This is a genomic window from Tumebacillus algifaecis, assembly GCF_002243515.1.
In the GTDB taxonomy this organism is placed as follows: Bacteria; Bacillota; Bacilli; order Tumebacillales; family Tumebacillaceae; genus Tumebacillus_A; species Tumebacillus_A algifaecis.
The window spans coordinates 2,864,461-2,887,336 of sequence record NZ_CP022657.1; the positions used below are offsets into that span (position 1 = coordinate 2,864,461).

Annotated in this window: 27 protein-coding genes; all 27 read right to left on the reverse strand. The window is 51.1% G+C overall.

The genetic code is table 11. The annotated features are described in order from the left end of the window. Positions 1-8: 8 nt before the first annotated feature. The gene (locus tag CIG75_RS11865; protein WP_094236858.1) at positions 9-1,181 is read right to left on the reverse strand and encodes a 1-deoxy-D-xylulose-5-phosphate reductoisomerase; all 1,173 of its coding nucleotides are present in this window, start codon (positions 1,179-1,181) and stop codon (positions 9-11) included. Positions 1,182-1,210: 29 nt separating this feature from the next. Further along, entirely contained in the window at positions 1,211-2,023 is an 813-nt protein-coding gene (locus CIG75_RS11870; RefSeq protein ID WP_094236859.1) for a phosphatidate cytidylyltransferase, read from the reverse strand. A 12-nt stretch (positions 2,024-2,035) separates the two neighbouring features. Next, complete coding sequence (locus CIG75_RS11875; protein ID WP_094236860.1) at positions 2,036-2,809, reverse strand: undecaprenyl pyrophosphate synthase; 774 nt, start codon at positions 2,807-2,809, stop codon at positions 2,036-2,038. Positions 2,810-2,863: 54 nt separating this feature from the next. Beyond that, a complete protein-coding gene (gene frr, locus CIG75_RS11880; RefSeq protein WP_094236861.1) occupies positions 2,864-3,421 on the reverse strand; it encodes a ribosome recycling factor in 558 nt (185 codons plus the stop codon). A 7-nt stretch (positions 3,422-3,428) separates the two neighbouring features. Beyond that, positions 3,429-4,148: a UMP kinase gene (pyrH, locus tag CIG75_RS11885; RefSeq protein WP_094236862.1), complete on the reverse strand. Its 720-nt coding sequence runs from the start codon at positions 4,146-4,148 to the stop codon at positions 3,429-3,431. A gap of 109 nt (positions 4,149-4,257) precedes the next feature. After that, positions 4,258-4,908 carry a translation elongation factor Ts gene (gene tsf, locus CIG75_RS11890; protein WP_094236863.1) on the reverse strand — a complete coding sequence of 217 codons (651 nt, stop codon included), beginning with the start codon at positions 4,906-4,908 and terminating at the stop codon, positions 4,258-4,260. A gap of 113 nt (positions 4,909-5,021) precedes the next feature. Further along, on the reverse strand, positions 5,022-5,723 hold the full coding sequence (gene rpsB, locus CIG75_RS11895) for a 30S ribosomal protein S2 (RefSeq protein WP_094236864.1): 702 nt from the start codon (positions 5,721-5,723) through the stop codon (positions 5,022-5,024). A gap of 227 nt (positions 5,724-5,950) precedes the next feature. Next, positions 5,951-6,427, reverse strand: a complete 477-nt coding sequence (locus CIG75_RS11900) for a hypothetical protein (RefSeq protein WP_094236865.1) — start codon at positions 6,425-6,427, stop codon at positions 5,951-5,953. After that, positions 6,427-6,993, reverse strand: coding sequence for a DUF6115 domain-containing protein (locus CIG75_RS11905; protein WP_094236866.1), 567 nt, complete (start codon positions 6,991-6,993; stop codon positions 6,427-6,429). Before CIG75_RS11905 ends, CIG75_RS11900 begins: the two co-directional genes overlap by 1 nt. A gap of 22 nt (positions 6,994-7,015) precedes the next feature. Further along, positions 7,016-7,324 (reverse strand): hypothetical protein, encoded by a 309-nt coding sequence (locus CIG75_RS11910; protein ID WP_094236867.1) that lies wholly within the window; start codon positions 7,322-7,324, stop codon positions 7,016-7,018. 16 nt (positions 7,325-7,340) lie between these two features. Further along, a complete protein-coding gene (locus tag CIG75_RS11915; protein WP_094236868.1) occupies positions 7,341-8,771 on the reverse strand; it encodes a flagellar assembly protein A in 1,431 nt (476 codons plus the stop codon). 26 nt (positions 8,772-8,797) lie between these two features. After that, on the reverse strand, positions 8,798-9,586 hold the full coding sequence (locus tag CIG75_RS11920) for a sigma-70 family RNA polymerase sigma factor (protein ID WP_094236869.1): 789 nt from the start codon (positions 9,584-9,586) through the stop codon (positions 8,798-8,800). 12 nt (positions 9,587-9,598) lie between these two features. Further along, the gene (locus CIG75_RS11925) at positions 9,599-10,000 is read right to left on the reverse strand and encodes a hypothetical protein (protein WP_094236870.1); all 402 of its coding nucleotides are present in this window, start codon (positions 9,998-10,000) and stop codon (positions 9,599-9,601) included. Continuing rightward, the gene (locus CIG75_RS11930) at positions 10,000-10,479 is read right to left on the reverse strand and encodes a chemotaxis protein CheD (RefSeq protein ID WP_094236871.1); all 480 of its coding nucleotides are present in this window, start codon (positions 10,477-10,479) and stop codon (positions 10,000-10,002) included. The genes CIG75_RS11925 and CIG75_RS11930 overlap by 1 nt, the downstream gene beginning before the upstream one ends. Then, a complete protein-coding gene (locus CIG75_RS11935) occupies positions 10,476-11,099 on the reverse strand; it encodes a chemotaxis protein CheC (protein ID WP_094238425.1) in 624 nt (207 codons plus the stop codon). The genes CIG75_RS11930 and CIG75_RS11935 overlap by 4 nt, the downstream gene beginning before the upstream one ends. A 5-nt stretch (positions 11,100-11,104) precedes the next feature. Further along, positions 11,105-11,581, reverse strand: coding sequence for a chemotaxis protein CheW (locus CIG75_RS11940; protein WP_094236872.1), 477 nt, complete (start codon positions 11,579-11,581; stop codon positions 11,105-11,107). Between the two features lie 15 nt (positions 11,582-11,596). Next, complete coding sequence (locus CIG75_RS11945) at positions 11,597-13,654, reverse strand: chemotaxis protein CheA (protein ID WP_094236873.1); 2,058 nt, start codon at positions 13,652-13,654, stop codon at positions 11,597-11,599. Between the two features lie 13 nt (positions 13,655-13,667). Further along, positions 13,668-14,729 carry a protein-glutamate methylesterase/protein-glutamine glutaminase gene (locus CIG75_RS11950; protein WP_094236874.1) on the reverse strand — a complete coding sequence of 354 codons (1,062 nt, stop codon included), beginning with the start codon at positions 14,727-14,729 and terminating at the stop codon, positions 13,668-13,670. A gap of 28 nt (positions 14,730-14,757) precedes the next feature. Further along, positions 14,758-15,633 carry a MinD/ParA family protein gene (locus CIG75_RS11955; RefSeq protein WP_094236875.1) on the reverse strand — a complete coding sequence of 292 codons (876 nt, stop codon included), beginning with the start codon at positions 15,631-15,633 and terminating at the stop codon, positions 14,758-14,760. Further along, positions 15,626-16,858, reverse strand: a complete 1,233-nt coding sequence (gene flhF / locus CIG75_RS11960) for a flagellar biosynthesis GTPase FlhF (protein WP_094236876.1) — start codon at positions 16,856-16,858, stop codon at positions 15,626-15,628. Before flhF ends, CIG75_RS11955 begins: the two co-directional genes overlap by 8 nt. Then, positions 16,858-18,891 (reverse strand): flagellar biosynthesis protein FlhA, encoded by a 2,034-nt coding sequence (flhA, locus tag CIG75_RS11965; protein ID WP_094236877.1) that lies wholly within the window; start codon positions 18,889-18,891, stop codon positions 16,858-16,860. The genes flhF and flhA overlap by 1 nt, the downstream gene beginning before the upstream one ends. A 17-nt stretch (positions 18,892-18,908) precedes the next feature. Then, a complete protein-coding gene (flhB, locus tag CIG75_RS11970; RefSeq protein WP_094236878.1) occupies positions 18,909-19,985 on the reverse strand; it encodes a flagellar biosynthesis protein FlhB in 1,077 nt (358 codons plus the stop codon). Between the two features lie 4 nt (positions 19,986-19,989). After that, positions 19,990-20,778 carry a flagellar biosynthetic protein FliR gene (fliR, locus tag CIG75_RS11975; protein WP_094236879.1) on the reverse strand — a complete coding sequence of 263 codons (789 nt, stop codon included), beginning with the start codon at positions 20,776-20,778 and terminating at the stop codon, positions 19,990-19,992. Positions 20,779-20,794: 16 nt separating this feature from the next. Continuing rightward, entirely contained in the window at positions 20,795-21,064 is a 270-nt protein-coding gene (gene fliQ, locus CIG75_RS11980) for a flagellar biosynthesis protein FliQ (protein ID WP_094236880.1), read from the reverse strand. A gap of 20 nt (positions 21,065-21,084) precedes the next feature. Continuing rightward, positions 21,085-21,852 carry a flagellar type III secretion system pore protein FliP gene (gene fliP / locus CIG75_RS11985; protein ID WP_172844455.1) on the reverse strand — a complete coding sequence of 256 codons (768 nt, stop codon included), beginning with the start codon at positions 21,850-21,852 and terminating at the stop codon, positions 21,085-21,087. Continuing rightward, on the reverse strand, positions 21,849-22,370 hold the full coding sequence (locus tag CIG75_RS11990) for a flagellar biosynthetic protein FliO (protein ID WP_157729528.1): 522 nt from the start codon (positions 22,368-22,370) through the stop codon (positions 21,849-21,851). The genes fliP and CIG75_RS11990 overlap by 4 nt, the downstream gene beginning before the upstream one ends. Before the next feature lie 142 nt (positions 22,371-22,512). Then, positions 22,513-22,875, reverse strand: a complete 363-nt coding sequence (locus CIG75_RS11995) for a response regulator (RefSeq protein ID WP_094236882.1) — start codon at positions 22,873-22,875, stop codon at positions 22,513-22,515. Position 22,876 lies beyond the last annotated feature (1 nt).

A 22,876-nucleotide genomic window follows, 5' to 3' on the forward strand; every position in this document is an offset into this window, starting at 1 on the left:
GGAAGTAGTCATTGCTCTTGCCCAAGCTCTAACTCGCGGACGACCTGACACGCCTGCTGTCGCGCCCAGGCATCAGCTTCGAGCACTTCCTCCAGACTCGGGTTGGTGAGCAGTTGATGGCGGTCCATGACGTGCGCTACCGTCTGCTCGATGTCGAGGAAGCCGATCAGATTCATGCGGAAATACTCGTTGGCCACCTCGTTCGCCGCATTGAGCACCGTAGGCATCGACCCGCCGGCCCGCCCCGCATCAAAGCACATGCGAAGCAATGGGAATCGCTCAAAGTCTGGTTTCCGAAAATGTAACTTACCGACTTCGAGCAGGTTCAGACGTTTGTAAGAACCGGGCATGCGATCTGGGTAGGAAAGTGCGTATTGGATCGGAATTCGCATATCAGGTGAGCCCAGCTGAGCCAACACCGATCCATCCACAAACTCCACCAAGGAGTGCACGATGCTTTCCGGATGCACCAACACATCGATTCGATCATACGGCATGTTGAACAACCAATGAGCCTCGATCACTTCTAGTCCCTTGTTCATCAATGTGGCTGAGTCGATCGTGATCTTGGCACCCATCGCCCAATTGGGATGATTGAGCGCACCTGAGACGGTCGCAACTCTCATCTCGTCCCGCGTTTTGTCGCGGAAGGAACCGCCAGAAGCGGTTAATAGGATGCGGTCAACATCGACCGATCGTTCGCGGTGCAAACATTGGTAGATCGCCGAATGCTCGCTGTCCACCGGAAGGATCGCACAGCCTTTTTGCTTGGCGAGGTCCATCACCAAGTGACCAGCTGCGACCAATGTTTCTTTGTTGGCGAGCGCGATGTGTTTGCCCGCCTCCAACGCCTTGACCGTCGGAATGAGCCCAATCGACCCGACGACCGCCGTCACGACGATATCCACCTCTGGATGCGTAGCAACTGCGATCAGCCCCTCGAGTCCGACCAATACCTCAACCTTTGAACCAAAGCGTTCGCGCACGGCCGTTCGCCCTTCTTCATCAGCAACACTCACGATCTCCGGACGAAATTGTTCGATCTGCTGAAGCAGCAGGTCGATGTTGCGACCTGCTGCTAAGGATGCAACTCGAAACTCTCCCGGTTGGCTGGCCACCACCTCCAAAGTCATGGTACCAATCGAACCGGTTGAGCCGAGCAATGCTATCGTTCGAGACATACTGTCACCTCATATCTGGTGCCTTCTAGCTAGTTTATGAGCGCCGAAATACAGTAATACGCAAGCGGCGCACTAAAGATCAAGCTATCAAATCGGTCCAGGACACCACCGTGACCTGGCAACAACTTCCCAGAGTCTTTCACATTGAGCGAGCGCTTCAAGCCAGATTCAACAAAATCGCCCAGCTGTCCGACAACGGAGAGCAGGGCTGACAACAACAGCCACGGCCATAGCGCAAAATCATTCATCGTGGCAAATACCACGCCAACGATCGCTGCTGCCACCACGCCGCCCACTGAGCCAGACACCGTTTTGTTTGGAGAGATCGCAGGCCAGATCTTCGGCCCTTTCAGCGCTCGACCAACGAAATAAGCGAACGTATCGGTTGTCCACATCAAGATTAGCAGGAACAGAAAATAACGCAGTCCCAGCCCATCTTCGATGCGCAACAACGTAGCGCTTTGAAAAGCCAATCCAATGTATAACGTCCCTGCAAACAGATAGGACATATCTTGAAAACTATACCGATTCTTGGTCATGACACTGATCGTCAAGAAAGCGAACAGGATCAAGAGCAGCAACGGGATGGATATCGAATCTGGCGCAACAGAAAGTTCCCATGATTCCCGCCATAGCAGGTTGGTCGTGAATACAAGTGTCACGACATAACCGAGCAGCGCCGGCGCGGAAAAGGTGGCAAAGCCACGCATCTTCACCAGTTCCCGAAAACCTAAAACGGCGAGCAGCGCAAGGAGCAAGATTAACGGCACACCGCCAATCCAGACGACCCCAAGAAAAAGGGCGCCACCGATCACGCCTGTCAGGACTCGTTGGTATAACATGTGCGTCCTCCTCTATTTAAGTCCGCCGAATCTTCGACCCCGACTTTGAAACTCGCGGATCGCGTGATAGAAGTCATCCCGTTTGAAATCGGGCCAGAACATATTGGTAAACCAAAGTTCGGTATAGGCAGCCTGCCAAAGTAGAAAGTTTGACAAGCGCACTTCACCGGACGTACGAATCATCAAATCGGGATCAGGCAATCCATGGGTCAAAAGCGATTTCTCCATCGATTGCTCATCGATGTCATCCACTTGCAGCGTTCCGTCCGCCACCTGTTGCGCAATTTGCTTAACAGCTTGGATCATCTCGGCGCGGCTTCCATAATTCAGGGCAATATTCAAAATGAGGCCGGTGTTGTCTTTCGTTTTCCGTTCTGCATCCTGTACAACTTTTCTCGTGTGTTCAGGCAGTCCTTCCGGGTGCCCCAAGATGCGGATCCGGCAGTTCCTTTTCATCAGCGTATCCAATTCCATACGTAAAAACTCTTCCGGCAACCGCATCAGAAAATCAACCTCGTCTGTCGGTCGCTTCCAGTTCTCTGTCGAAAAGGCATACAAAGTAAGCACCTTAACCCCGATGTCATCTGCTGCTGTAGTGATCTCTTTGACAGCCTGCATCCCAGCTCGGTGGCCCGCTATGCGCGGCAGGCCGCGTCGCTTGGCCCAACGTCCGTTCCCGTCCATGATGATGGCTACGTGGTTTGGCACGCTGTCCAGAACGATCCCATGTTCATCTGTCTGTTCGGTCGGTGCTTTTTGAAATAAGCGTATGAGTCGTCGTAGCATACAGGATGTCCCCCACGTCAAAAATACCCCCCTCTTGCCAAGGGGGGCGACGGTTTATACTTCCATGATTTCTGCTTCTTTTGCAACGAGCAGCTTATCGATTTCCCCGATGAAACGGTCGGTTTCCTTCTGCACTTTCTCTTGCGTGCGACGGCTTTCATCCTCGGAGATCTCGCCGTTTTTCTCAAGTTTCTTCAGGTCGTCGTTGATGTCGCGGCGAATGTTGCGGATGGCAACACGGCCTTCTTCCGCCATCTTTTTCACCATCTTCACCATTTCCTGACGGCGCTGTTCAGTCAACTGCGGAATCGAGATGCGGATTACCGAACCGTCATTGGTCGGCGTCAGACCGAGGTCCGCTTTGATGATCGCTTTTTCGATATCACCAAGCATCCCTTTATCCCACGGTTGAATCACCAGCGTGCGCGGCTCCGGAGCGGAGATGTTCGCCACCTGGTTAACCGGTGACATGCTGCCATAGTAATCAACTTGTACGCGATCGAGCAGCGCCGGAGTTGCGCGCCCCGCACGGATGGAAGCAAACTCGCGTTTTACGTTTCCAATCCCTTTTTCCATGCGATCATTCAGATTATTCAACAGATCATTGACCATTTACTATTCACCCCTCAACTATTGTCCCAATCTCTTCGCCGAGAATCGCTCGTTTGATATTGCCTTCTTCCGAAATGTTGAACACAACGATCGGAATCTTGTTATCCATACACAGCGTAATCGCCGTCGTATCCATCACACCAAGTCCTTTGTTTAGCACATCCATGTAGGAAAGCGTCTCGAACTTGGTGGCTGTAGCTACTTTTTTCGGGTCGGCATCGTACACGCCGTCCACGTTGTTCTTCGCCATGAGGATGACTTCTGCCTCGATCTCCGCTGCCCGCAGTGCTGCAGTGGTGTCGGTCGAGAAGTAGGGGTTCCCCGTTCCGGCTGCAAAGATCACAACACGGCTCTTTTCCAAGTGCCGAATTGCCTTGCGTCTTATGTATGGCTCTGCCACTTGGCGCATTTCAATGGATGTCTGCACACGTGTGTCCACACCGATGTTTTCGAGCGCATCCTGCAAGGCGAGCGCGTTGAGCACTGTCGCCAGCATCCCCATATAGTCTGCCGTTGCTCGGTCCATGCCTTGCTTGCTGCCGGAGACACCCCGCCAAATGTTGCCGCCGCCTACAACGACCGCCACTTGTGCACCCAGTTCCACAATATCGCGAATCTGGAGCGCTACCGAGGAGATGACTGGGGCTGTGATCCCATAGCCGACCTCACCGGCGAGTGCCTCACCGCTCAATTTGAGAATGACACGCTTGTATTTTGGTTGAAGCATTGCCTATCCTCCAATACAGTAGTTTCTACGTGATGAATCCATTTCCTGCCTTGGCTGAAAAAAAGGGAACACGGAAAGTGTTCCCATCGGTGAACTTAAAGTTGCAAGCTTACTTCTTCAATTGGCTCATAACTTCTTCTACGAAGTTATCAACTTTCTTCTCGAGGCCTTCGCCCATCTCCCAACGAACGAAGCGACGGATGTTGATGTTTTCACCAATCGTCGAGATCTTCTCTTTAACGATTGTTTCGATCGTTTTGTCCGGGTCTTTGACGAACCCTTGCTCGAGCAGGCAGTTCTCTTTGTAATATTTTTGCACGCGGCCTTCAACCATCTTGTCAACGATGTTTTCCGGCTTGCCTTCATTGAGTGCTTGAGCGCGCAGAATTTCTTTTTCGTGGTCGATAACATCCTGCGGAACTTCTTCACGGTTCAGGTATGTAGGCTTCGCAGCTGCAATGTGCATCGCGATGTCGCGTACAAAAGATTTGAAATCATCGTTTTTCGCTACGAAGTCAGTTTCGCAGTTGATTTCGAGCAGAACGCCGATCTTGCCTCCAGCGTGGATATAGGATTCTACGAGACCCTCTGCCGCGATACGGCCCGATTTCTTCGCAGCAGCTGCGAGGCCTTTCTCACGCAGAAAGTCGATCGCTTTCTCCATGTCACCGTTCGTTTCAACAAGAGCTTTTTTGCAGTCCATCATGCCTGCGCCAGTCTTCTCACGCAGTTCTTTAACAAGTCCAGCAGAAATGGTCATGTCATTTCCCTCCTTGATTGTATCTTACCCATTATTAAGAGAGTGGTTTCCCTGAATCGAGTAGGGAAAAAGGGTGGTCAGGGCTTTACACCCTAAAGCCACCCTCTCGAATACTACTCGTTGTTGTTATCTTCGCCTTGACGACCTTCCAGGATCGCATCAGCAATCTTGCCGGTGAGCAGTTTCACCGCACGGATTGCATCGTCGTTGCCCGGAATTACGTAGTCGATCTCGTCCGGATCGCAGTTGGTGTCAACGATTGCAACGATCGGGATACCCAGTTTGCGTGCTTCAGCAACCGCGATGCGCTCTTTGCGCGGGTCGATGATGAACAGCGCGCCCGGGATGCCCTTCATGTCCTTGATGCCGCCGAGGAACTTCTCAAGACGTTCCATTTCCTTCTTCAGAATGATAACTTCTTTCTTCGGAAGGACTTCAAAAGTGCCATCTTGCTCCATTGCTTCGAGCTTTTTCAGACGGTTGATACGCTTTTGAATGGTGGAGAAGTTGGTCAAAGTGCCGCCCAGCCAACGTTGGTTCACGAAGTACTGACCTGCGCGCTCTGCTTCTTCCTTCACGGAGTCTTGAGCTTGTTTCTTAGTACCGACAAAAAGAAGGTCTTTGCCTTCTGCAGACAGGTCACGTACAAAGTTGTACGCTTCCTCTACCTTCTTAACAGTCTTTTGAAGGTCGATGATGTAAATACCGTTACGTTCGGTGAAGATGTAGCGAGACATTTTCGGGTTCCAACGACGGGTCTGATGACCGAAGTGAACGCCTGCCTCAAGCAGTTGTTTCATGCTGATGATCGCCATGATCCTCAGCCTCCTCTCAAAATGGTTTTTTCCTCCGCCGCCGTCAATCCGCTTCGACACTCACCCCGAGGGCCAGCACCTTCGAAACAGTCAAGCAGGCGTGTGTTGTGTTTTCACACCGAGGATTAATATAGCATACCTGACAAGCTTGTGCAAGAGATCTTAACGAAAAAACAACCAGGCCTGGTGTTGCATGCCCGGTTGTTCCAAAAACGGCAAAATCCGCCTCAATAGGAAGGCGGTGTGGCGATCGTTTTTAACACTTCTTGGGGATCGAAGTTCTTCGTAAATTCATACGTACCCGAACGAATCGGATTCGACCAAGATTCCCGAAGACTGATCAACCGATTGCCGTCTTGCAGGACACCTGCAGCCTGCAGCAGGATTGCTACATCGGTCGTGCCCATACCAGGTTGAATGTAGACGAACACTTTATCTACGACAGGGTTCTTGTTCAACTCTGCTTCTTTTTGCTTAGCCCCTTCTTCCTGCGCCTGGGTCAGTTGCTGCTGGTACTCGTCCTTTTTCAGGACAACCATATCGGCCTTCGTTGCTTCCTGCTGCCAATCGATCGCAGGTTGTGTTGTCTCATTTTGCTCCGGCTTTTCCTCCGGTTCCATTTGAAGCTGATTGCCCGCCCCAAGCACAAGGGTGGCAACGATCATGCCAGCCCCTAAGCCAAGAACCAACATCCGCGTGTCCATCAGCCTTCACCTCGCTTGGCCAGTCCGACTACCAACAGTATTTCGCCTACACCGATACCTGTTTCGCGAGCGATCTGCTCCGCTGGCATCCCAAGCCGAGACATGGCGAGCACCTGTGCATATTTTTCCTGCATCACAAATGCCGGCTTTGCTGACTCTACGACCGTGTCCGAAGACATATCTGCAGAATCATCCGAAACTTTGATCGACGATTCGATCTCCGCATCAACCGAGGCTTTTGAAGGCGATGTAGGCATGGGAAGCAAAAGTTGGGCCTCCAGTGCGTTCACACGGTCTTCCAATGCGCGAATGATCTCATTTTGCTCCGCAATTTGTTCTGTGTGTTCGTTTTTGAGTTTTGTAAAGCTGTCGATCAACTTCACGTTATCCCGCTCTAGATCGTTCATGAAGTCATCGAGGAGATCCTTCAACTCCTGATCGACCGCCTTTGATGGTGTTGGTAGATCTGTCGACTGAGCTACCGTTGTGCCTTTCGGACGGGTCAGCGCAAATAAAACGAGTGCGAGTCCGATCAATGCTACATAGAGATAGAGTTGGTTTCCCATCAGTACAGTTCCCGCCCCCTGCTTACATCTTGATGTCCAAGCGATGGCCCTTATAGGGATGAGGAATGGCCTCTTCTTGTTGCTTTTCGCCATGAGAGCGTTCGTGCTCGCTCTCCTGTCTATCATTGCCCTCCCGCTTGTCACGCAACTCGGTACGCGCGTTTTCCTCGTTTGCGGTCACTGTCTGTTCTGTACGCGCTGTACGACCTGCTAAAGATTCTGAGTTCATCGCGTTTGCCAAAGTGGTTTGATGTTGTTGATTTTGCATGAGCCTGCTGTGTTCGACCGTTCTTGGCACCGCAATTTGCAATTCCACCGCTTTGAGTGACATGACCGCACCTCCAGGCTCAGTATACGACGTTTGTAGTCAGTTCTCCGTCAGTGATTCCGAAAACGACAGGCCCTGTACGCGTATCGCGCATATACGCCACTTGCGTCCCGAGCGTCAATTTCACACCGCCGTACAAGACATCTAGACAATATACTTTTGCCCGCTTCGTATCGAGCAAGATCGCTTCGATTTCCGAACGGCGATACATCAGTTCCTCTTCTTCACGCAAATAATGCTGATAGGTCGCCGAAAGATTCTGGCGCAGTGCAGCTTTATCGGGTGGCAACTGATTGCCAATTCCCGCCATGTTATCGAGTAAGGTGAGCGCTTTCTTCGACTTGTCCATGTTCTGATGTAAATCTTTCATTCGCTGATGCAGCCCTTGCATCTCAGTGCGCAACTGTGGATGTACGCCTACTTCCACTTCGGTCGGCGTTGCCATTGGCGAGCCGAGCGTGCGTGTGCGCACTTCTTCACCGGCACGTACCAGACCGCCGACAATCACCGCTTTCTGCGCTTGCATATTAATGCTGCGCCCAGCCGAGATCGTGCAGTGCATGATCGAATCTCGCACGATCACATCGACACCTGCTTCGACAATCGCGCCTTGCATAAATCGTGCACGAACGGAGCCACCCGCTTTGATCATGCCCTTGCCTCGCGCTTGCACACCACCGCGGATGATGATATCGCCGCCCGCTTCCAGCACTGCGCTTTCCACGTTGCCGGCCACTTCGATATCCCCGGCCGCAACAATTCGAAAGCCAGGCAGAACATTGCCGCGAATGCGTACAGTTCCAAGGAAGTCGATATTGCCTACCGAAAAGTCGATGTCGCTGTTCACTTCGAAGACGTCAAAGACATGAATTTTCACATCGCGCGGAGTGTAAGAAACATGACCGTCCTTGTCCGCAATCAATTCCAGTCCGTTTTCGCTGATCACCGTATTTTTCCCGTGCGGAAGTCGATAGTCACGTCCAGGCTTGGCCATGATTGGCGCACCATTGACCCCAACCCCTTGAACACCTTCGGTCGGCAGCTTCTTTTTGGCCAAGATCTGTCCTTTGTGGACCGTGCGCACGACACCAAGGTCAAAGAAATCAACACGTCCATCTTCCAGTTCCCGCGGAACGTGCGTAATATCTTCAAGCAGGATTTCGATCACTGCATTTTCACCGTTGATCGGCGCTTTACCGACGGCAACTTTCTGTTTGAAGCCGATATAGCCTCGCGGATTCATGACGATTTGTTGGCAGGAAACCATATCGATGCCAAAGGTGACTCCGTTGTGACGCAAAAACTCCACCAAGCCATTGTACGTTAAGTGTGGGAAATTCTGTTCTTGTAGTAAAGTCTCGCTCAGGGTCAAATATGCCGTCAAAGCACCTTCGACGGTGACTTTTCCGTTTTTGAGCCAAAAGGCGGTCTCATCTTGTCTGTTCTCCATGCTAATCCCCCCACCATCAAAATCCCTTAACTTCTCAACTCTTGCTTCAGACGACTCAACGCTCCGCGGAGCCGATAGATCGCCTTGGTGTGAAGTTGAGAAACGCGAGAACCGGACAGCTCCAAAATCTCCGCGATGTCTTTGAACGAAAATTCCTCATAGTAATGCAGCGTGACAACCAGACGTTCTTTTTCAGGCAACCTCGTTAAAACTTTCATCAACATTTCTTGTACCATCGAACGCTCGATCGAGGTCTCAGGTTGGGCTGCATTTGGGTCGATGATCGTGTCTGCTACCGTGACCTCACTGCCGGCATCGTCACTTTTCAAAATGCCATCCAGTGAGACTAGCGGAGAAACGGACAGCTCATACAAAGTCTGCCGAAATTCGGTAATCGGCATGTTCAGGCGTTGCGCAATTTCCTCATCTTCTGCCGACCGAAGCAATTCATGCTCCACTTGTGCATAAGCCGCCTCGATCTCCTTTGCTTTCGTTCGCAGGGAACGCGGTACCCAGTCCTGACTTCTCAGTCCGTCGAGCACCGCCCCACGAATGCGCCAAGTCGCAAAGGTGACAAACTCATAGCCCCGCATCGGGTCAAAGCGTTCGATCGCCTCGATCAGCCCGAGCGTGCCCATGCTGACCAAATCATCAAAGTTGACCGCTGCATTCCACGTACTCGACATCTTGTAAACGACTTTTTGCACCAGTGGAAGATGAGCGACAACGAGAGCATCGCGCGCCTGCTTGTCCTGATCATGTTGCCAACGTGTCCATAAAAGGTCTGTCTGCTCCAAATGCTTCAGTTGCTTCATCTCCACCACCACCTATCGGTCTAATTCTTTGAGATGCCGCAAAGCTTCTGCCATTTTGCGCGCCTCTTCATCGGAGACCGTCTGCTGTGGCAACGTCTGATGCAGGGGAACAAAGTCGGTAACAGGCTCCTCATGCAGTTGTTCATCATCTGGCATCGGCACCGGCGGCTGTTCCGGAAGTAAAAGATCGATGTGCTTGCCCCGGGCTTCAACGCCTTCCGGTTCCCCAACAAAGATGCGCGTCGTAAATTTTAACAAGTAGCCGAGAACAAACAAACCAAGCAACCCGATCGCGCCGCGGATCAGACTGGTGAGCATCGTGTTTCCGGCCGCCAATGACAGACCCATCGCCAGAAAAAATCCAAACACGCCAAGTCCAACTTGCAGTCCAAGACCGCTTTGTTTTTGCTTCATCAGATCGTCGTAACTCCTTGCTTTGCTGTTCGAATCACAAGTGCACCGTCAGAGCCGCTCAGTTCGATCGTACGGCCGCAGTTTCCGCCTGTGTCTTCTGCTGTTATTGGGATAGTTAAGGCCGAGAGGGCCAGTTTGACCGCTTCCACGTTGCGCGGTCCGATTCGCATCAGGTCGCTTTGGCCCGCGAACGTAAACATTTGCGCCCCTCCGGCCAACTTAGCGATAATTCTTCTTTTGATGGCACCTTTTTGCTCCATCAATTGAATCAACAACGGAACTGCTGTATTTGCATACTTGGCCCGATTTTTCTCATCTGCGCTGGCAGCAGTAGGCAACATGATGTGAGCAAGACCGGCCACCTTAGCCTTCGGGTCGAACAATGCGATTCCAACGCACGAACCGAGCCCGGTTGTGCGGAGCGAGTCAGGAGAAGTTGCAGTGCCGAGATCGGCCATTCCCACTCTAATCACATTCATACGCTTTCCACCCCTAAAGACTGGAACAACAAATTGACTGAACCGGGATCAGGGAGCAGGAAAAAGTGACCACGAATTTCAAGATCCCCTTGTCGGAACTCGGTATCTACGACGAGAGCGTAGTCGGATACCTGTCCCAATTGGATCATACCGATGCTTAAGATCGCTCCCGCCATGTCTACTGCAAGGGCTGGCGGTGTCGGCGATGTGTCTTTCTTCGTAAAGTCGGCGAGCGAGGAGAGATAGGAACCCGCCAAAATGTTCCCGATCTCCTGCAATGCGGATATTTCCATTTCAGAAAAATCTTCGTGCTCACCTGTGCTGTATGGGCCCACCAAATCAGAAACCAGTCGCTTCGCACTCTCCTGGTGCAGTAGGAAAAAGATACTGCCCGGCAATTCGCCTTCGATGCGCAGGAAAATGCCGATCACCAGTTGTTCCGCGCCACCAACAACGTCTGCAATCTCGTCAAAACCGACCACAGAGACGCGTGGAACGTTCATTTGAATCTCTGAATGGAGCAGTTTGGACAATGCGGTCGCCGCGTGCCCTGCACCGATGTTGCCCACTTCACGGAGGCAGCTGAGTTGGATTTCTCCGAGATTTCGGATATCCTCCATCATGCTTATCGCTCCATCGCGGACATCGCTTGGATCTCTTCATTGCTGAGCACTTTGTCGAGGTTCAGCATGACGAGTAAACGGCCATCCAGTTTGGCAACACCGCGCAGGTAGGAAGCTTTAATTCCCCCCACAACCGCGGGCGGCTGTTCGATCGAGTTGATTGGAATGTCGATGACATCGTTCGCCGCATCCACAATCAGACCCACTTCCATATCCTCAACCGCTACAATGATGATGCGAGTGGATTCTGTATAGTCCGCTTGACCCAAGGAAAAGCGGGTTTTCAAGTCGATGACCGGCGTAACCACGCCGCGCAGGTTAATGACGCCGATTACGAAATCAGGCGTGCGCGGGACGCGGGTAATGTTCTGCATCTTTTCGATCGAGCGAACTTGAGCAACTTCCACCCCATACTCTTCGTCCACCAGACTAAACACGATTACCTTGATTTCTTCCACAATATCTTTGCGCTCCAACATGACGATTTCCCCTCCTTATTGAATCAAAGCGTTGCAGTCCATGATTAAGGCAACTTGTCCGTCGCCGAGGATGGTGGCACCCGAGATTGCAAATACGGTACCGGTCAGATATTTGCCCAGCGACTTGAGCACCACTTCCTGCTGGCCGATGAAGAAATCGACCGAAAGCGCCGCCATTTTTTCTCCTTTGCGAACGATGACCACATTTACTTCGTCCTGACGATTCTCCTCGTCTCGCGGTACGGAGAACGTGTTCTCAAGATCCAAAAGCGGTACTACTTTGCCACGGAAGTCGATCACGTCTTGACGATGCACACGCTTGATGTCCGACTTTTTAATGATCGCTGTTTCGATGATCGAAGAGAGCGGAATTGCATATTTCTCATCGGCAATCTGCACCAGCATCGCCTGAATGATCGATAGAGTAAGCGGCAGTTGAATGGAGAATTTGGTTCCTTGGCCTGGGGTGGATTGAACGACGACGCGGCCGCCGAGCGACTCAATTTTCGTTTTGACCACATCGAGACCAACGCCGCGGCCCGAGATGTCGGAGATTTTTTCTGCCGTGGAGAAGCCAGAGTGGAACAGGAGGTCAAATACTTGCATATCCGGCATTGAGTCTGCGGACGATGGATCGACAAGCCCTTTGTCAATCGCTTTCTTCAGCACGCCGTCACGGTCGATGCCATTGCCATCATCGGTGATTTCGATGAAAACGTGGTTGCCAGACTGGAAGGCCACCAACTCGACGCGTCCCGTTTCGTTCTTGCCATTTGCACGTCGGGCAGCTGGGAGTTCTAAGCCATGGTCGATCGAATTGCGCAAGAGATGAACCAGCGGATCACCGATCTCATCGATGACAGTACGATCGAGCTCCGTATCTTGACCGCGGATGACAAAATCAACTTTTTTACCAAGTTCGCGCGCCAGATCGCGAATCATGCGCGGGAAGCGGTTAAAGACGGTATCTACAGGAACCATGCGGATGGTCATGACCAAGTTTTGCAGGTCTGTGGAGATGCGGCTCATGTGTTCAACCGTTTCAATCAGATCGCCATTGCCGATGTCTTTCGCGATCTGTTCCAGACGGGTACGGTCGATAACCAACTCCGAGAAGAGGTTGATCAATACGTCAAGGCGGTCGATGTCAACGCGTACCGATTTCCCGATCTGCATCTTCTTCTGATCTTGTGCTGCCGCTTGTGCTTTCAGATCGACCACAGGAGCGGCTGCCTTCGAGGACACAGCAGGAGCTACACTTGGAGCAGATGCCGCAACTTCCACTTTGGAAGTTTTCACAGGTTCAGGCTGTTGCTCCACTTTGACCTGTGTGACGATGACATCAGCAACTTCCGAGACGTTCATCCCGATCGAGCGGACAGTTTCTTGATCTTTTTTGGTCACCAAAACGATCATGAAGTCCTTCTCAAACTTTTCTTCTTCCAAGTCCTCGACACTCGGGTCAGATTTGATAATCTCGCCCGTACGCTCGTAGGCATCGAACACCATGTAGGCACGTGCCGCGCGCATGATGCATTTCTCATTCAGCGTAACCATAATCTTATACGCGCTGAACCCGCTCTCCTGCGATTGGCGAAGAATCGTCGATTCATATTCGTTGAATATGAGGCCGTCTTCGGTCACTTCAATACCAGAGACTTCCTCATCGGAAACAGAGGAAGAAGCTGGCTTACCAGTAACGAGAGCTTTCAGTTTATCCACAGTCACTTCGATATCAGAAGCGCTGTCATTGCCCGCTTCGATGATCTGATTCAACTGTCCTTCCAAAATATCTACGCAACTAAACAGCACGTCCATCACGTCGCCACTAACAGCCAAGATCCCATTTCGCATCAGATCAAGTCCGTTTTCCATCTCGTGCGTCAAATGAGTCATCTTCTCGAAGCCCATCGTCGCCGCCATCCCTTTCAGGGTGTGAGCGGAGCGAAACACAACATTGACGATATCGAGCGACTGAGGTGATTGCTCTAAAGCAAGCAGGTTTTCGTTGATGGCCTGCAGATGCTCTTTTGATTCTTCAATGAACATATCAAGATATTGATTCATGTCCATATCAAGACACCTCCTAGCGTTTCCACGGTTTTCTAAGCTCGTCCGCAATGCGATCCAGGGGGACAATAGTATCTACACAACCTTTGGCTATCGCGGAACGCGGCATTCCAAACACTACACAGGACTCCTGTGCTTCGGCGATCGTACGACCACCGTTTGACTTGATTTTAACCATGCCGTTCGAACCATCACCGCCCATTCCGGTGAGGATCGCAGCGGTCACTCGAACATCGGCTAATTCTGCAACCGAATCAAACAGGACGTCAACTGCCGGGCGGTGCCCGCCGACCGGCGGTTCTTGAGAAAGCTCTGTCATATAGGTATGGGGGCGATGCTCCACGATTTTCATATGGTAATCCCCTGGTGCGATGTAGACATGCCCTTCTTCCAACATTTGACCGTGCTCCGCTTCATGCACACGAACTTGACAGAGATGATCAAGACGCGTGGCGAGCGATTTGGTAAATCCGGGCGGCATGTGCTGCACGATGACAACAGCGGCTGGAAGTTCGGCCGGCAAATGGGAGAGCACCACTTGCAAGGCGCGAGGTCCGCCCGTAGATGTTCCGATCGCGATGATTTCTTCCACACGCTTCCCTGTCCGCATCGGTTTAGGAGGTGTGGGGATCGGTTTTGGCAAAGGCCGAAAATAGGTCGTGCTGCGAACAATTTGTTCCTTTTTTGCGGCCGCTTTTACTTTAGCAACCAGCTCTTCCCCGACTATGCGCAGATCGAGAGAGATAGACCCTGAGGGCTTGCCGACAAAGTCAAACGCGCCAAGCTCCAACGCCTTAATCGTCGCTTCCGCTCCATCCTGCGTTAAAGAGGAGAGCATGATCGTCGGCAGTTTGTATCTGCGCCAGATCATCGGCAACGCTTCTAGACCATTTAAGACGGGCATCTCAATATCCAGGGTAAGAACGTCCGGTTTTAAATGAGGTATGAGTTCAAGCGCTTCCAGACCGTTCTTTGCTGCTCCAACCACCATGATTTCGGGGTCCGATTTCAAAATGTCGCTGATGATGCGACGCATAAGAGCTGAATCGTCACAAACGAGAACTTTGATCGGGCTCATTCTGTCAAACATCCCTCAATTCTGGGTACTATTGAAACAGCCGAACCATTCGATGCAAAAACTGTTTCATTCCTCTAGTCGATACATCCCCGGCAACTTCGCCCTTGATCTGCGCTTGAACCACATTCGTGATACACATCGAGGCGAGACCATTGGGGTAGGCAAGCAGAAACGGCACTTGCCGTTTGACCGATTTGGAAACGTTAGGGTCGTCAAGCAAAACGCACAGTGTGGAAATCCCAACATTCAAAAAACGCTGTGCGACCAGCCGAATCTTCTCGGCCGTCTCCTTCCCTTCTGGCATGGACTGCGCCCGGTTGACCACCAGTTGAATACGGGTGGCCGGCTCGCGATTGACCACCATCTTGATCAACGCGTAGGCGTCTGTGATGGCTGTCGGTTCTGGAGTCAGCACCACATAAACATCGTCAGACGAGAGGATCAATTGCAACGTCTGCGCGTTCAGCCCAGCTCCAGTGTCGATCAGCACATAGTCGGCAAATCCTTGCAATTCGCCTAGTTGTTCCAAAAGATAGTCAAATTCCTCTTGTTGAATATCGAGCAGATCTTGAAATCCAGAACCGCCCGCAATAAATTTGATATCGCATGGGCCTGTTTCGAGGATGTCTTGGAGCGTAGCTTCCTTGCGAATCAAATCGGCTAGGGTCTTTTTCGGTGTGACCCCCATCAAAACATCGATGTTGCCAAATCCTACGTCCGCATCGAGAATGACCACCTGTTTTCCTTGCTTAGCCAAGCCCAGCGCGTAGTTCAAGGTAAAGTTCGACTTGCCTACTCCGCCTTTGCCACTGGTGATCGTGATGACGCGCGTAGACCTGACTGGCGTTTCTTCCTGACGTGATTTTGCGACCAGGGAACGTAACCGCTCAGCTTGGTCATTCATACAAAATCTCCCCTGTCAGAAGTTTGGCGAGTTTTTCTGTTGAGACTTCTTCAATGTCCTCCGGCACGTTTTGCCCTGTCGTCAGATAGGACAGTGGCTTCTTGTACCGAGTGACCAGGTTGTAAACCGCACCGTACGTTTTGGTCTCATCCGATTTCGTGAACAGAAACTTGTCGGCGCGCACCTGTGTGAAGTTACCGGCGATCTCTTCCAAGTCGGATGCCTTCGTCGTAAGCGAGAGCACCAGATAGGTCTCATCCGGTTGGATCTCCTCAAGGTAGGTGTTTAACTGCCGTACATTGAGAAGATTGTGATAGTTGCGTCCCGCCGTGTCGATCAGAACCAGATCGAAGTCTGCATACACGCCCATCGCACGCTTGATGTCTTCGGGCGCATAACAGACTTCAAGCGGAATGCCCAAAATGTTCGCATAAGTGCGAAGTTGCTCAACGGCAGCGATCCGGTACGTGTCAGTGGTAATCAACCCTACCTTCTTGCCACGGGCGAGCACTTGCTCCGCTGCTAGTTTCGCGATGGTCGTCGTCTTCCCTACTCCTGTCGGCCCAATAAACGCAACAACTCTTGATTTTAAAGCGATTTGAGCTGGAGGACTATAGCGTTCTAAATCCTCTCTAATAAAATTTGTCAAAATACCCCGAAATTCCTGCTCGCTAACTTCATGAACCTGAGTAATATTTCGAATTCCTCGTTCAATCAGTTCATCGACCGCTTCCTCAGAGAGATCATTTTTGAGCATTTGTTTGCGGACATTGACCACCGCTTCTGGCATTAGTTGATTGTAAGAAGAGTTAAGGAGGCTCCGAAACATCGTGCGCAATTCCTGGACTTCCTTGAGCACCTTCTCATCATCTTCCATCACTGGTGCCGTTTCTGACACAGATAGAGGTTCCGGTTTCGGAGGTGCTGGAGGAGTTGCAACTGGCGTTTCGGCTGGTGAAGGTGTAGTGGGCGGCTGCCCCATCTGGCGTTGGTAGGCATTAGTAGCCGTCGGACGAGCGTTGAACTGCTGCACTCGCGGCTCAACGGGTGGCTCCTGCTCGTTAGCTGCCGCGATCACTTCGATATGCGTTTTCGGAAACAGCCCGAGAAAGCCGCGCTTATGTACTTTTTTTGTGGAGAGAATGACAGCATCGCTGCCCAGTTCCTCGCGTATCATCGACACGGCTTCAGGCATCTCTTTGACAAGATATCGTTTCACTAACATTACAGGTTCACCACCCCTCCGCTTTGTACTTCAACGGTTGCATCCAATTCGTTAAACGACAGCACAGCCACATCAGGCAACACGCGTTCGATCAGTTTGCGGACGTGCATCCGAATGTTCGGAGACGTGATGAGGATTGGCGAGTGACCCATCGCCACCAGTCCCTGCACCTGTTCAGCCAGCTTTTGATACATCTGCTGTGAAATGCGCGGATCGAGCGCAAGATAGGCACCGTGTTCAGAGTTTTGAATGTTATCAACCACAACCTTTTCGACCGCAGGAGCCAGTGTAATCACTTTCACCGGGCCGTGCGAAGTTCGATATTGGTTGGTGATCTGGCGCGCCAAAGCCTGTCGTACATACTCGGTGAGAATGTCTGGGTCTTTGGTGTACTGGCAGTAGTCGGCCAGCGACTCGACGATGGTGACAAGGTCACGAATGGAGATTTTTTCGCGCAGAAGGTTGACCAGCACCTTCTGTACTTCACCGATCGACAGCTGCGACGGCACCACTTCTTCGACCAGAGCCGGGTAGTTCTCACGCAAGGAATCGATCAGTTGCTTGGTCTCTTGGCGTCCGAGCAGTTCGCTCGCATGGGTGCGAATCACTTCTGTCAAGTGTGTCGCTACCACAGATGGCGGATCAACAACCGTGTAACCGGCAAACTCGGCTCCTTCGCGCATGTTTTCAGCAATCCACAGCGCAGGCAAGCCAAATGCAGGTTCTTTGGTAGGGATCCCGACGACAGATTCGTCGTCTACACCTGGACTCATCGCGAGGTAATGGTCGAGCAACAGCTCGCCTCGCGCCACTTCGTTTCCTTTGATCTTGATGACATACTCATTGGGACGAAGTTGGATGTTGTCACGAATCCGTATCACCGGCACGATCAAACCCATCTCAATCGCGCACTGACGGCGAATCATGATCACGCGATCCAGCAGATCGCCGCCCTGATTGACATCAGCGAGCGGAATGAGCGCATAACCAAATTCGAACTCGATCGGATCAACGTGAATCAGTGACAATACGCTTTCAGGCGAACGCACTTCGTCTTGCTTGACCTCTTCTTCGCGCTCCACTTCACGCAGTTCTTCCACCTTCATCGTTCGCTGCATCTGAATACCGCCAAAAACGAGCAACCCGGCGATCGGCCAAGTGCTGATCACACCGATCGGCGTGAACAGACCAAGCATTGCGATCACACCAGCAACGATGTACAACATGCGCGGATAGGCGAGCAGTTGTTTGGAAAGGTCGTCGCTCAACGTGCCGTCCGATGCTGCACGGGTGACAACAAGACCAGTCGCCGTCGAGATGAGCAGCGCAGGAATCTGTGAAACCAAACCGTCACCGACAGAAAGAATCGTGTAGGTCTGCATCGCTTCAGCTGCCGATTCACCACGCATCGCAACACCGATGATGAAGCCCGCCACAATGTTGATCACGACGATGATGATACCTGCGATCGCGTCCCCTTTAACAAATTTGGATGCACCGTCCATCGCACCGTAGAAGTCAGCTTCTCGTTCGATCTTCTGACGCTTGTCCTTCGCTTCTTTCTCCGTAATCAACCCGGAGTTTAAGTCAGCGTCAATCGAGATCTGTTTACCTGGCATCGCATCGAGTGTAAAGCGCGCTGCAACTTCCGCCACACGCTCCGAACCTTTGGTGATGACGATAAACTGAATGATGACAAGAATCAAAAACACGATGATCCCGACGACAGCGTTGCCGCCGATTACGAACGTACCAAACGTGTGAATGACGTTCCCCGCTTCCCCTTGTGAGAGGATCGCGCGGGTTGAGGAAACGTTCAAAGAAAGTCGAAACATCGTGGTCAGCAGCAGCAAGGATGGGAAGATCGCAAACTGCAGCGGTTCTTTGGTGTTCATCGCGACGAGCAAAATGGTCAGCGAGATGCTTAAGTTGATGATGATCAGAAAATCCAGTAAAGCGGTCGGCAGAGGAATGACCATCATGATCACAATGCCGATGACTGCTCCGATTACGCCGAAATCTTTTAACTTCAACTAGGTCACTCCTTTCCTTACACTTTACCCTTCAGGCGATAGACATAGGCGAGCACTTCAGCGACCGCTTGAAACAATTCACCTGGCACCCCTTCACCAATTTCAACCGTCTTGTAGAGCGTTTGTGCGAGCGGCCTGTTCTCAACCATCACAACGTTCGCTTCTTTGGCCACCTTTTTGATGCGCTGCGCCACTTCGTCGATCCCTTTCGCTACGACTTGTGGTGCAGCCATTTGATCGGCCTCATATTTTATCGCGATCGCATAGTGGGTCGGGTTGGTGATGACGACGTCCGCTTGCGGTACATCGGCCATCATTCGTCGCATCGCCATCTGGCGTTGGCGCTCTTTGATCTTCCCTTTGATCTCAGGACTACCCTCTGTCTGCTTGTACTCTTCTTTTACTTCTTGCTTGGACATCCGAAGGTTTTTATTATAATCAAAACGTTGATAGAACAGGTCAAAGAGAGCAAGAATGAAGATCGCAATTCCGACTTTCCAGAAAATACTAAAGGCTATACTTCCTACCACATGTAAGATGTCGAGCACTTCCATCGAGCCGAGTTGCGACACTCGCTTCCAGTCACCCATTAATTCGAGATAAACGATAACCGAAACGATCGTCATCTTTAAGAGTGATTTGATCAGTTCTACCAAGGTTCGCATTGAAAATATGCGCTTAAAACCTTGGATTGGATCGATCTTTTTAATATCAGGCATCAACGGTTTCATCGTAAACAGAGAACCGACCTGAAAGTAAGCGACAAATCCTCCGATCACCATGATTACTCCACTGATGGGGAGCACGAGCATGGCCACCGTCAGTGTTAAATCTAAAAACAACGGTGCGATCGATTGATCATTCAGTTCATAAGATAGCCCGCTCGTCAGCTGTACCTGAAACCGTTCCACCAGTTTTGCAAGGAAGGTGCCAGACATCAGTTTCAAACAAAACAGACCGACCAAGAGCACGATCGCCTGACCAAATTCCTGACTGCGAGCGACCTGCCCCTTTTTTCTGGCATCTTGCCGTTTCTTAGGCGTGGCTTTTTCTGTCTTCTCACCAGCGAATAATTGGAGGTTAATACGAATCATAGAACTAGATGCCTCCCACTGCCCGCAGGAGCATATCCAGTTGACCATACATCGTATGGAACAGCCCCCGAAGAAGATAGATGAATGCAGGCATGGCGACAAAGATCATCACAGAACCGACCAACACTTTAGTCGGCATCCCGATGACAAAGACGTTCATCTGCGGCACAGCCCTGGAGAGAATCGCTAAACCCACATCGGTGAGAAACAGGGAAGCGATGATCGGAGCAGCAATCTTTAAGCCCAGTAGAAACATGACCGTGAAAGTTTCAACCACAATTGAGAGCAGGTTATCTGACATGACAAACGAGCCAAGCGGCAAGAAGTTGTAGCTTTGCAAGAGAGCTGCCAGCAACCCGTGATGACCATCCAAACCTAAAAACAGCAACATGGCAAGCGCATATTTAAACTGGCCAGTGAGCGGAGCGGAAGCGCCAGTCAACGGGTCAAAAACGTTTGCCATCACGAACCCGATCTGCATGTCGATAAACATACCGCCGACCTGTATTGCAGCGAAAATAAAGGCCGCAATCATCGCAAGTGTAATTCCGACCATAAGTTCTTTCACGATGATCAAAAACATGTCTGCAAATCCAGCACCAGCGTACAATTGCCCTGCTTCAGAAGCTGCCAACACAGGTGTCATCAACAATGCGATCATGAAGGCAAGTGCGATTTTAATCACCATCGGAATGTTTCTTGCTCCAAAAAAGGGGGTTAGGAAGAAGAAACTTGAGATCCGAACTAAGACAAGGGTGAACACTTCTACATAGGTAACGACTAGACCTAGCATGTAGATGTCACCCCTTCTATCCGATAAACGAGTTTAAATTTCCGAAAATGTTTCTGGCGAAGTCCAAGATCAGTGACAGCATCCAGGGACCGAACACAACCATTGCAACAAAGGTCGCAATCAGCTTTGGAATGAACTGTAGCGACTGCTCCTGTATCTGAGTGGTCGCCTGAAAAATCGAAACCGTCAAACCGACCAGAAGCCCGATGCCAAGCAACGGAGCGACCATCATGAGCAGCGTCAAGATCGCATTTTGTCCAAGTGAGATGATAAAGTCCGCGCTCAATCTTCAATCTTCCTTTCCGGTTACTGGTATCCGATCAATAGTGACTTCACGACAAGGTACCAACCATCGACCAAGACAAACAACAAGATCTTAAACGGCATTGAGATCATGACCGGCGGAAGCATCATCATACCCATTGACATCAACACGCTTGCCACTACCATGTCGATGATCAAAAACGGGACGAAAATCATAAAACCGATCTGAAACGCAGTTTTCAGTTCCGAAATTGTAAAAGCCGGTACGAGCGTTGAGATTGGTATCTCATCCACGGTGTTTGGCATCGGTTGATTACGGAATTCCAGAAACAGCTTCAAATCCTCTTCCCGAGTTTGTTTCGCCATGAAATGTTTCAGTGGTGTAGCTGCATGTTCAAGAGCTTGCGTCTGAGACATCGATCCATCCAGATAGGGTTGCAACGCGGTATCATTGATTTGCTGAAGAGTTGGATACATAACAAAGAGAGTCATAAATAACGCCAGTCCGATTAATACTTGTGTTGGCGGCATTTGCTGCAACGCGAGCGCATTGCGGACAAAGGACAGCACAATCACAATACGGGTAAAACAGGTCATCAGAATCAAGATCGACGGTGCCAAAGACAAAACGGTCAGCAGCATGATGATCTGCATACTGGTCGAAACTGACTGCGGATCGTCCGCTGTCGAGATTCCGATGTCAATCCCTGGAATCACTATACTCTGTTGTGCGTAAACAGGCTCTGTGACTCCGACAAGTGCAAACAAAGTAACCATAAGCAGCAGGAGGATTTGAATCTTTTTCATCATTTTTCATCCTCCGGCGGCAAACCAGTCTGTTGACGTTGTTCTTTGAGCGAGTTCAGCTTCTCACGGAGTGCGTCATCAAAAGACAAGTCCGTGACATTGATTTCTTCTGCTTGCGGCGTTTGCTTCTTGCGCAGGCGGTTCAGTAAGTCGGTAAGAACTGGTGCCCCAGCGGCCATACCGCTTGTCGGCGCGGATGACTCTTTGATTTGCATCACAAGTTCCGCATCCTCGATCGTATCAAGCAGTGTGACGTCGTCTCCCACACCGATCACATACACTTTGTCTTGCAGAGCGATCACATGCACAGACCTGTTGGTCGCCAGCGTATGCGCTCCGAGCGGCTGAAACACGTTACCGCGTGTAAGATTGGTGCGTGTGGAAAGAAAGCGTATCAGCAGATAGATGATGGCAATAATAATCCCAAGTGCGAAAATCAACTGCAGGATTGACCAAAACATCGAACCACCGTCGATAGCTGCCCCCTGAAAGTTGGTGGCAGGTGTATCTTTTTTCAGCACGTCCTCCACATTGTTCTCAACCGCCAACACGCGAGGGGGGACGACAACCAGAGGGCTCCCGCAGCAACAGACCAAGCAACAAGTCTACGTAGTTTCGGTCGCATGACCCCACCCTTTCTCAATTGTTGACGCAAGGGCAAAATTAGCTCAGCGTTTTCTTGATCGCTTCGACAACGCGGTCCGCTTGGAACGGTTTGACGATGAAGTCTTTGGCGCCCGCTTGGATCGCGTCGATAACCATCGCCTGCTGACCCATCGCAGAGCACATGATGATTTTTGCGTTTGGGTCGAACCCGCGAATTTCTTTCAGCGCATGAATGCCATCCATCTCCGGCATCGTGATGTCCATCGTCACCAAATCAGGGCGCAGCTCTTTATATTTTTCCACCGCTTGTAGCCCGTCTTGCGCTTCACCTACAACGGTATATCCGTTTTTGGTGAGAATCTCTTTGATCATCATTCGCATAAATGCTGCATCGTCTACGATCAGGATTTTATGAGACATC

Excerpts from the sequence above, each read along its gene's own strand:
- CIG75_RS11865 (WP_094236858.1), bottom strand. The coding sequence starts at position 1,181 with ATGTCTCGAACGATAGCATTGCTCGGCTCAACCGGTTCGATTGGTACC.
- CIG75_RS11870 (WP_094236859.1), bottom strand. The coding sequence starts at position 2,023 with ATGTTATACCAACGAGTCCTGACAGGCGTGATCGGTGGCGCCCTTTTT.
- CIG75_RS11875 (WP_094236860.1), bottom strand. The coding sequence starts at position 2,809 with ATGCTACGACGACTCATACGCTTATTTCAAAAAGCACCGACCGAACAG.
- frr (WP_094236861.1), bottom strand. The coding sequence starts at position 3,421 with ATGGTCAATGATCTGTTGAATAATCTGAATGATCGCATGGAAAAAGGG.
- pyrH (WP_094236862.1), bottom strand. The coding sequence starts at position 4,148 with ATGCTTCAACCAAAATACAAGCGTGTCATTCTCAAATTGAGCGGTGAG.
- tsf (WP_094236863.1), bottom strand. The coding sequence starts at position 4,908 with ATGACCATTTCTGCTGGACTTGTTAAAGAACTGCGTGAGAAGACTGGC.
- rpsB (WP_094236864.1), bottom strand. The coding sequence starts at position 5,723 with ATGGCGATCATCAGCATGAAACAACTGCTTGAGGCAGGCGTTCACTTC.
- CIG75_RS11900 (WP_094236865.1), bottom strand. The coding sequence starts at position 6,427 with ATGGACACGCGGATGTTGGTTCTTGGCTTAGGGGCTGGCATGATCGTT.
- CIG75_RS11905 (WP_094236866.1), bottom strand. The coding sequence starts at position 6,993 with ATGGGAAACCAACTCTATCTCTATGTAGCATTGATCGGACTCGCACTC.
- CIG75_RS11910 (WP_094236867.1), bottom strand. The coding sequence starts at position 7,324 with ATGTCACTCAAAGCGGTGGAATTGCAAATTGCGGTGCCAAGAACGGTC.
- CIG75_RS11915 (WP_094236868.1), bottom strand. The coding sequence starts at position 8,771 with ATGGAGAACAGACAAGATGAGACCGCCTTTTGGCTCAAAAACGGAAAA.
- CIG75_RS11920 (WP_094236869.1), bottom strand. The coding sequence starts at position 9,586 with ATGAAGCAACTGAAGCATTTGGAGCAGACAGACCTTTTATGGACACGT.
- CIG75_RS11925 (WP_094236870.1), bottom strand. The coding sequence starts at position 10,000 with ATGAAGCAAAAACAAAGCGGTCTTGGACTGCAAGTTGGACTTGGCGTG.
- CIG75_RS11930 (WP_094236871.1), bottom strand. The coding sequence starts at position 10,479 with ATGAATGTGATTAGAGTGGGAATGGCCGATCTCGGCACTGCAACTTCT.
- CIG75_RS11935 (WP_094238425.1), bottom strand. The coding sequence starts at position 11,099 with ATGGAGGATATCCGAAATCTCGGAGAAATCCAACTCAGCTGCCTCCGT.
- CIG75_RS11940 (WP_094236872.1), bottom strand. The coding sequence starts at position 11,581 with ATGTTGGAGCGCAAAGATATTGTGGAAGAAATCAAGGTAATCGTGTTT.
- CIG75_RS11945 (WP_094236873.1), bottom strand. The coding sequence starts at position 13,654 with ATGGACATGAATCAATATCTTGATATGTTCATTGAAGAATCAAAAGAG.
- CIG75_RS11950 (WP_094236874.1), bottom strand. The coding sequence starts at position 14,729 with ATGAGCCCGATCAAAGTTCTCGTTTGTGACGATTCAGCTCTTATGCGT.
- CIG75_RS11955 (WP_094236875.1), bottom strand. The coding sequence starts at position 15,633 with ATGAATGACCAAGCTGAGCGGTTACGTTCCCTGGTCGCAAAATCACGT.
- flhF (WP_094236876.1), bottom strand. The coding sequence starts at position 16,858 with ATGTTAGTGAAACGATATCTTGTCAAAGAGATGCCTGAAGCCGTGTCG.
- flhB (WP_094236878.1), bottom strand. The coding sequence starts at position 19,985 with ATGATTCGTATTAACCTCCAATTATTCGCTGGTGAGAAGACAGAAAAA.
- fliR (WP_094236879.1), bottom strand. The coding sequence starts at position 20,778 with ATGCTAGGTCTAGTCGTTACCTATGTAGAAGTGTTCACCCTTGTCTTA.
- fliP (WP_172844455.1), bottom strand. The coding sequence starts at position 21,852 with ATGATGAAAAAGATTCAAATCCTCCTGCTGCTTATGGTTACTTTGTTT.
- CIG75_RS11995 (WP_094236882.1), bottom strand. The coding sequence starts at position 22,875 with ATGTCTCATAAAATCCTGATCGTAGACGATGCAGCATTTATGCGAATG.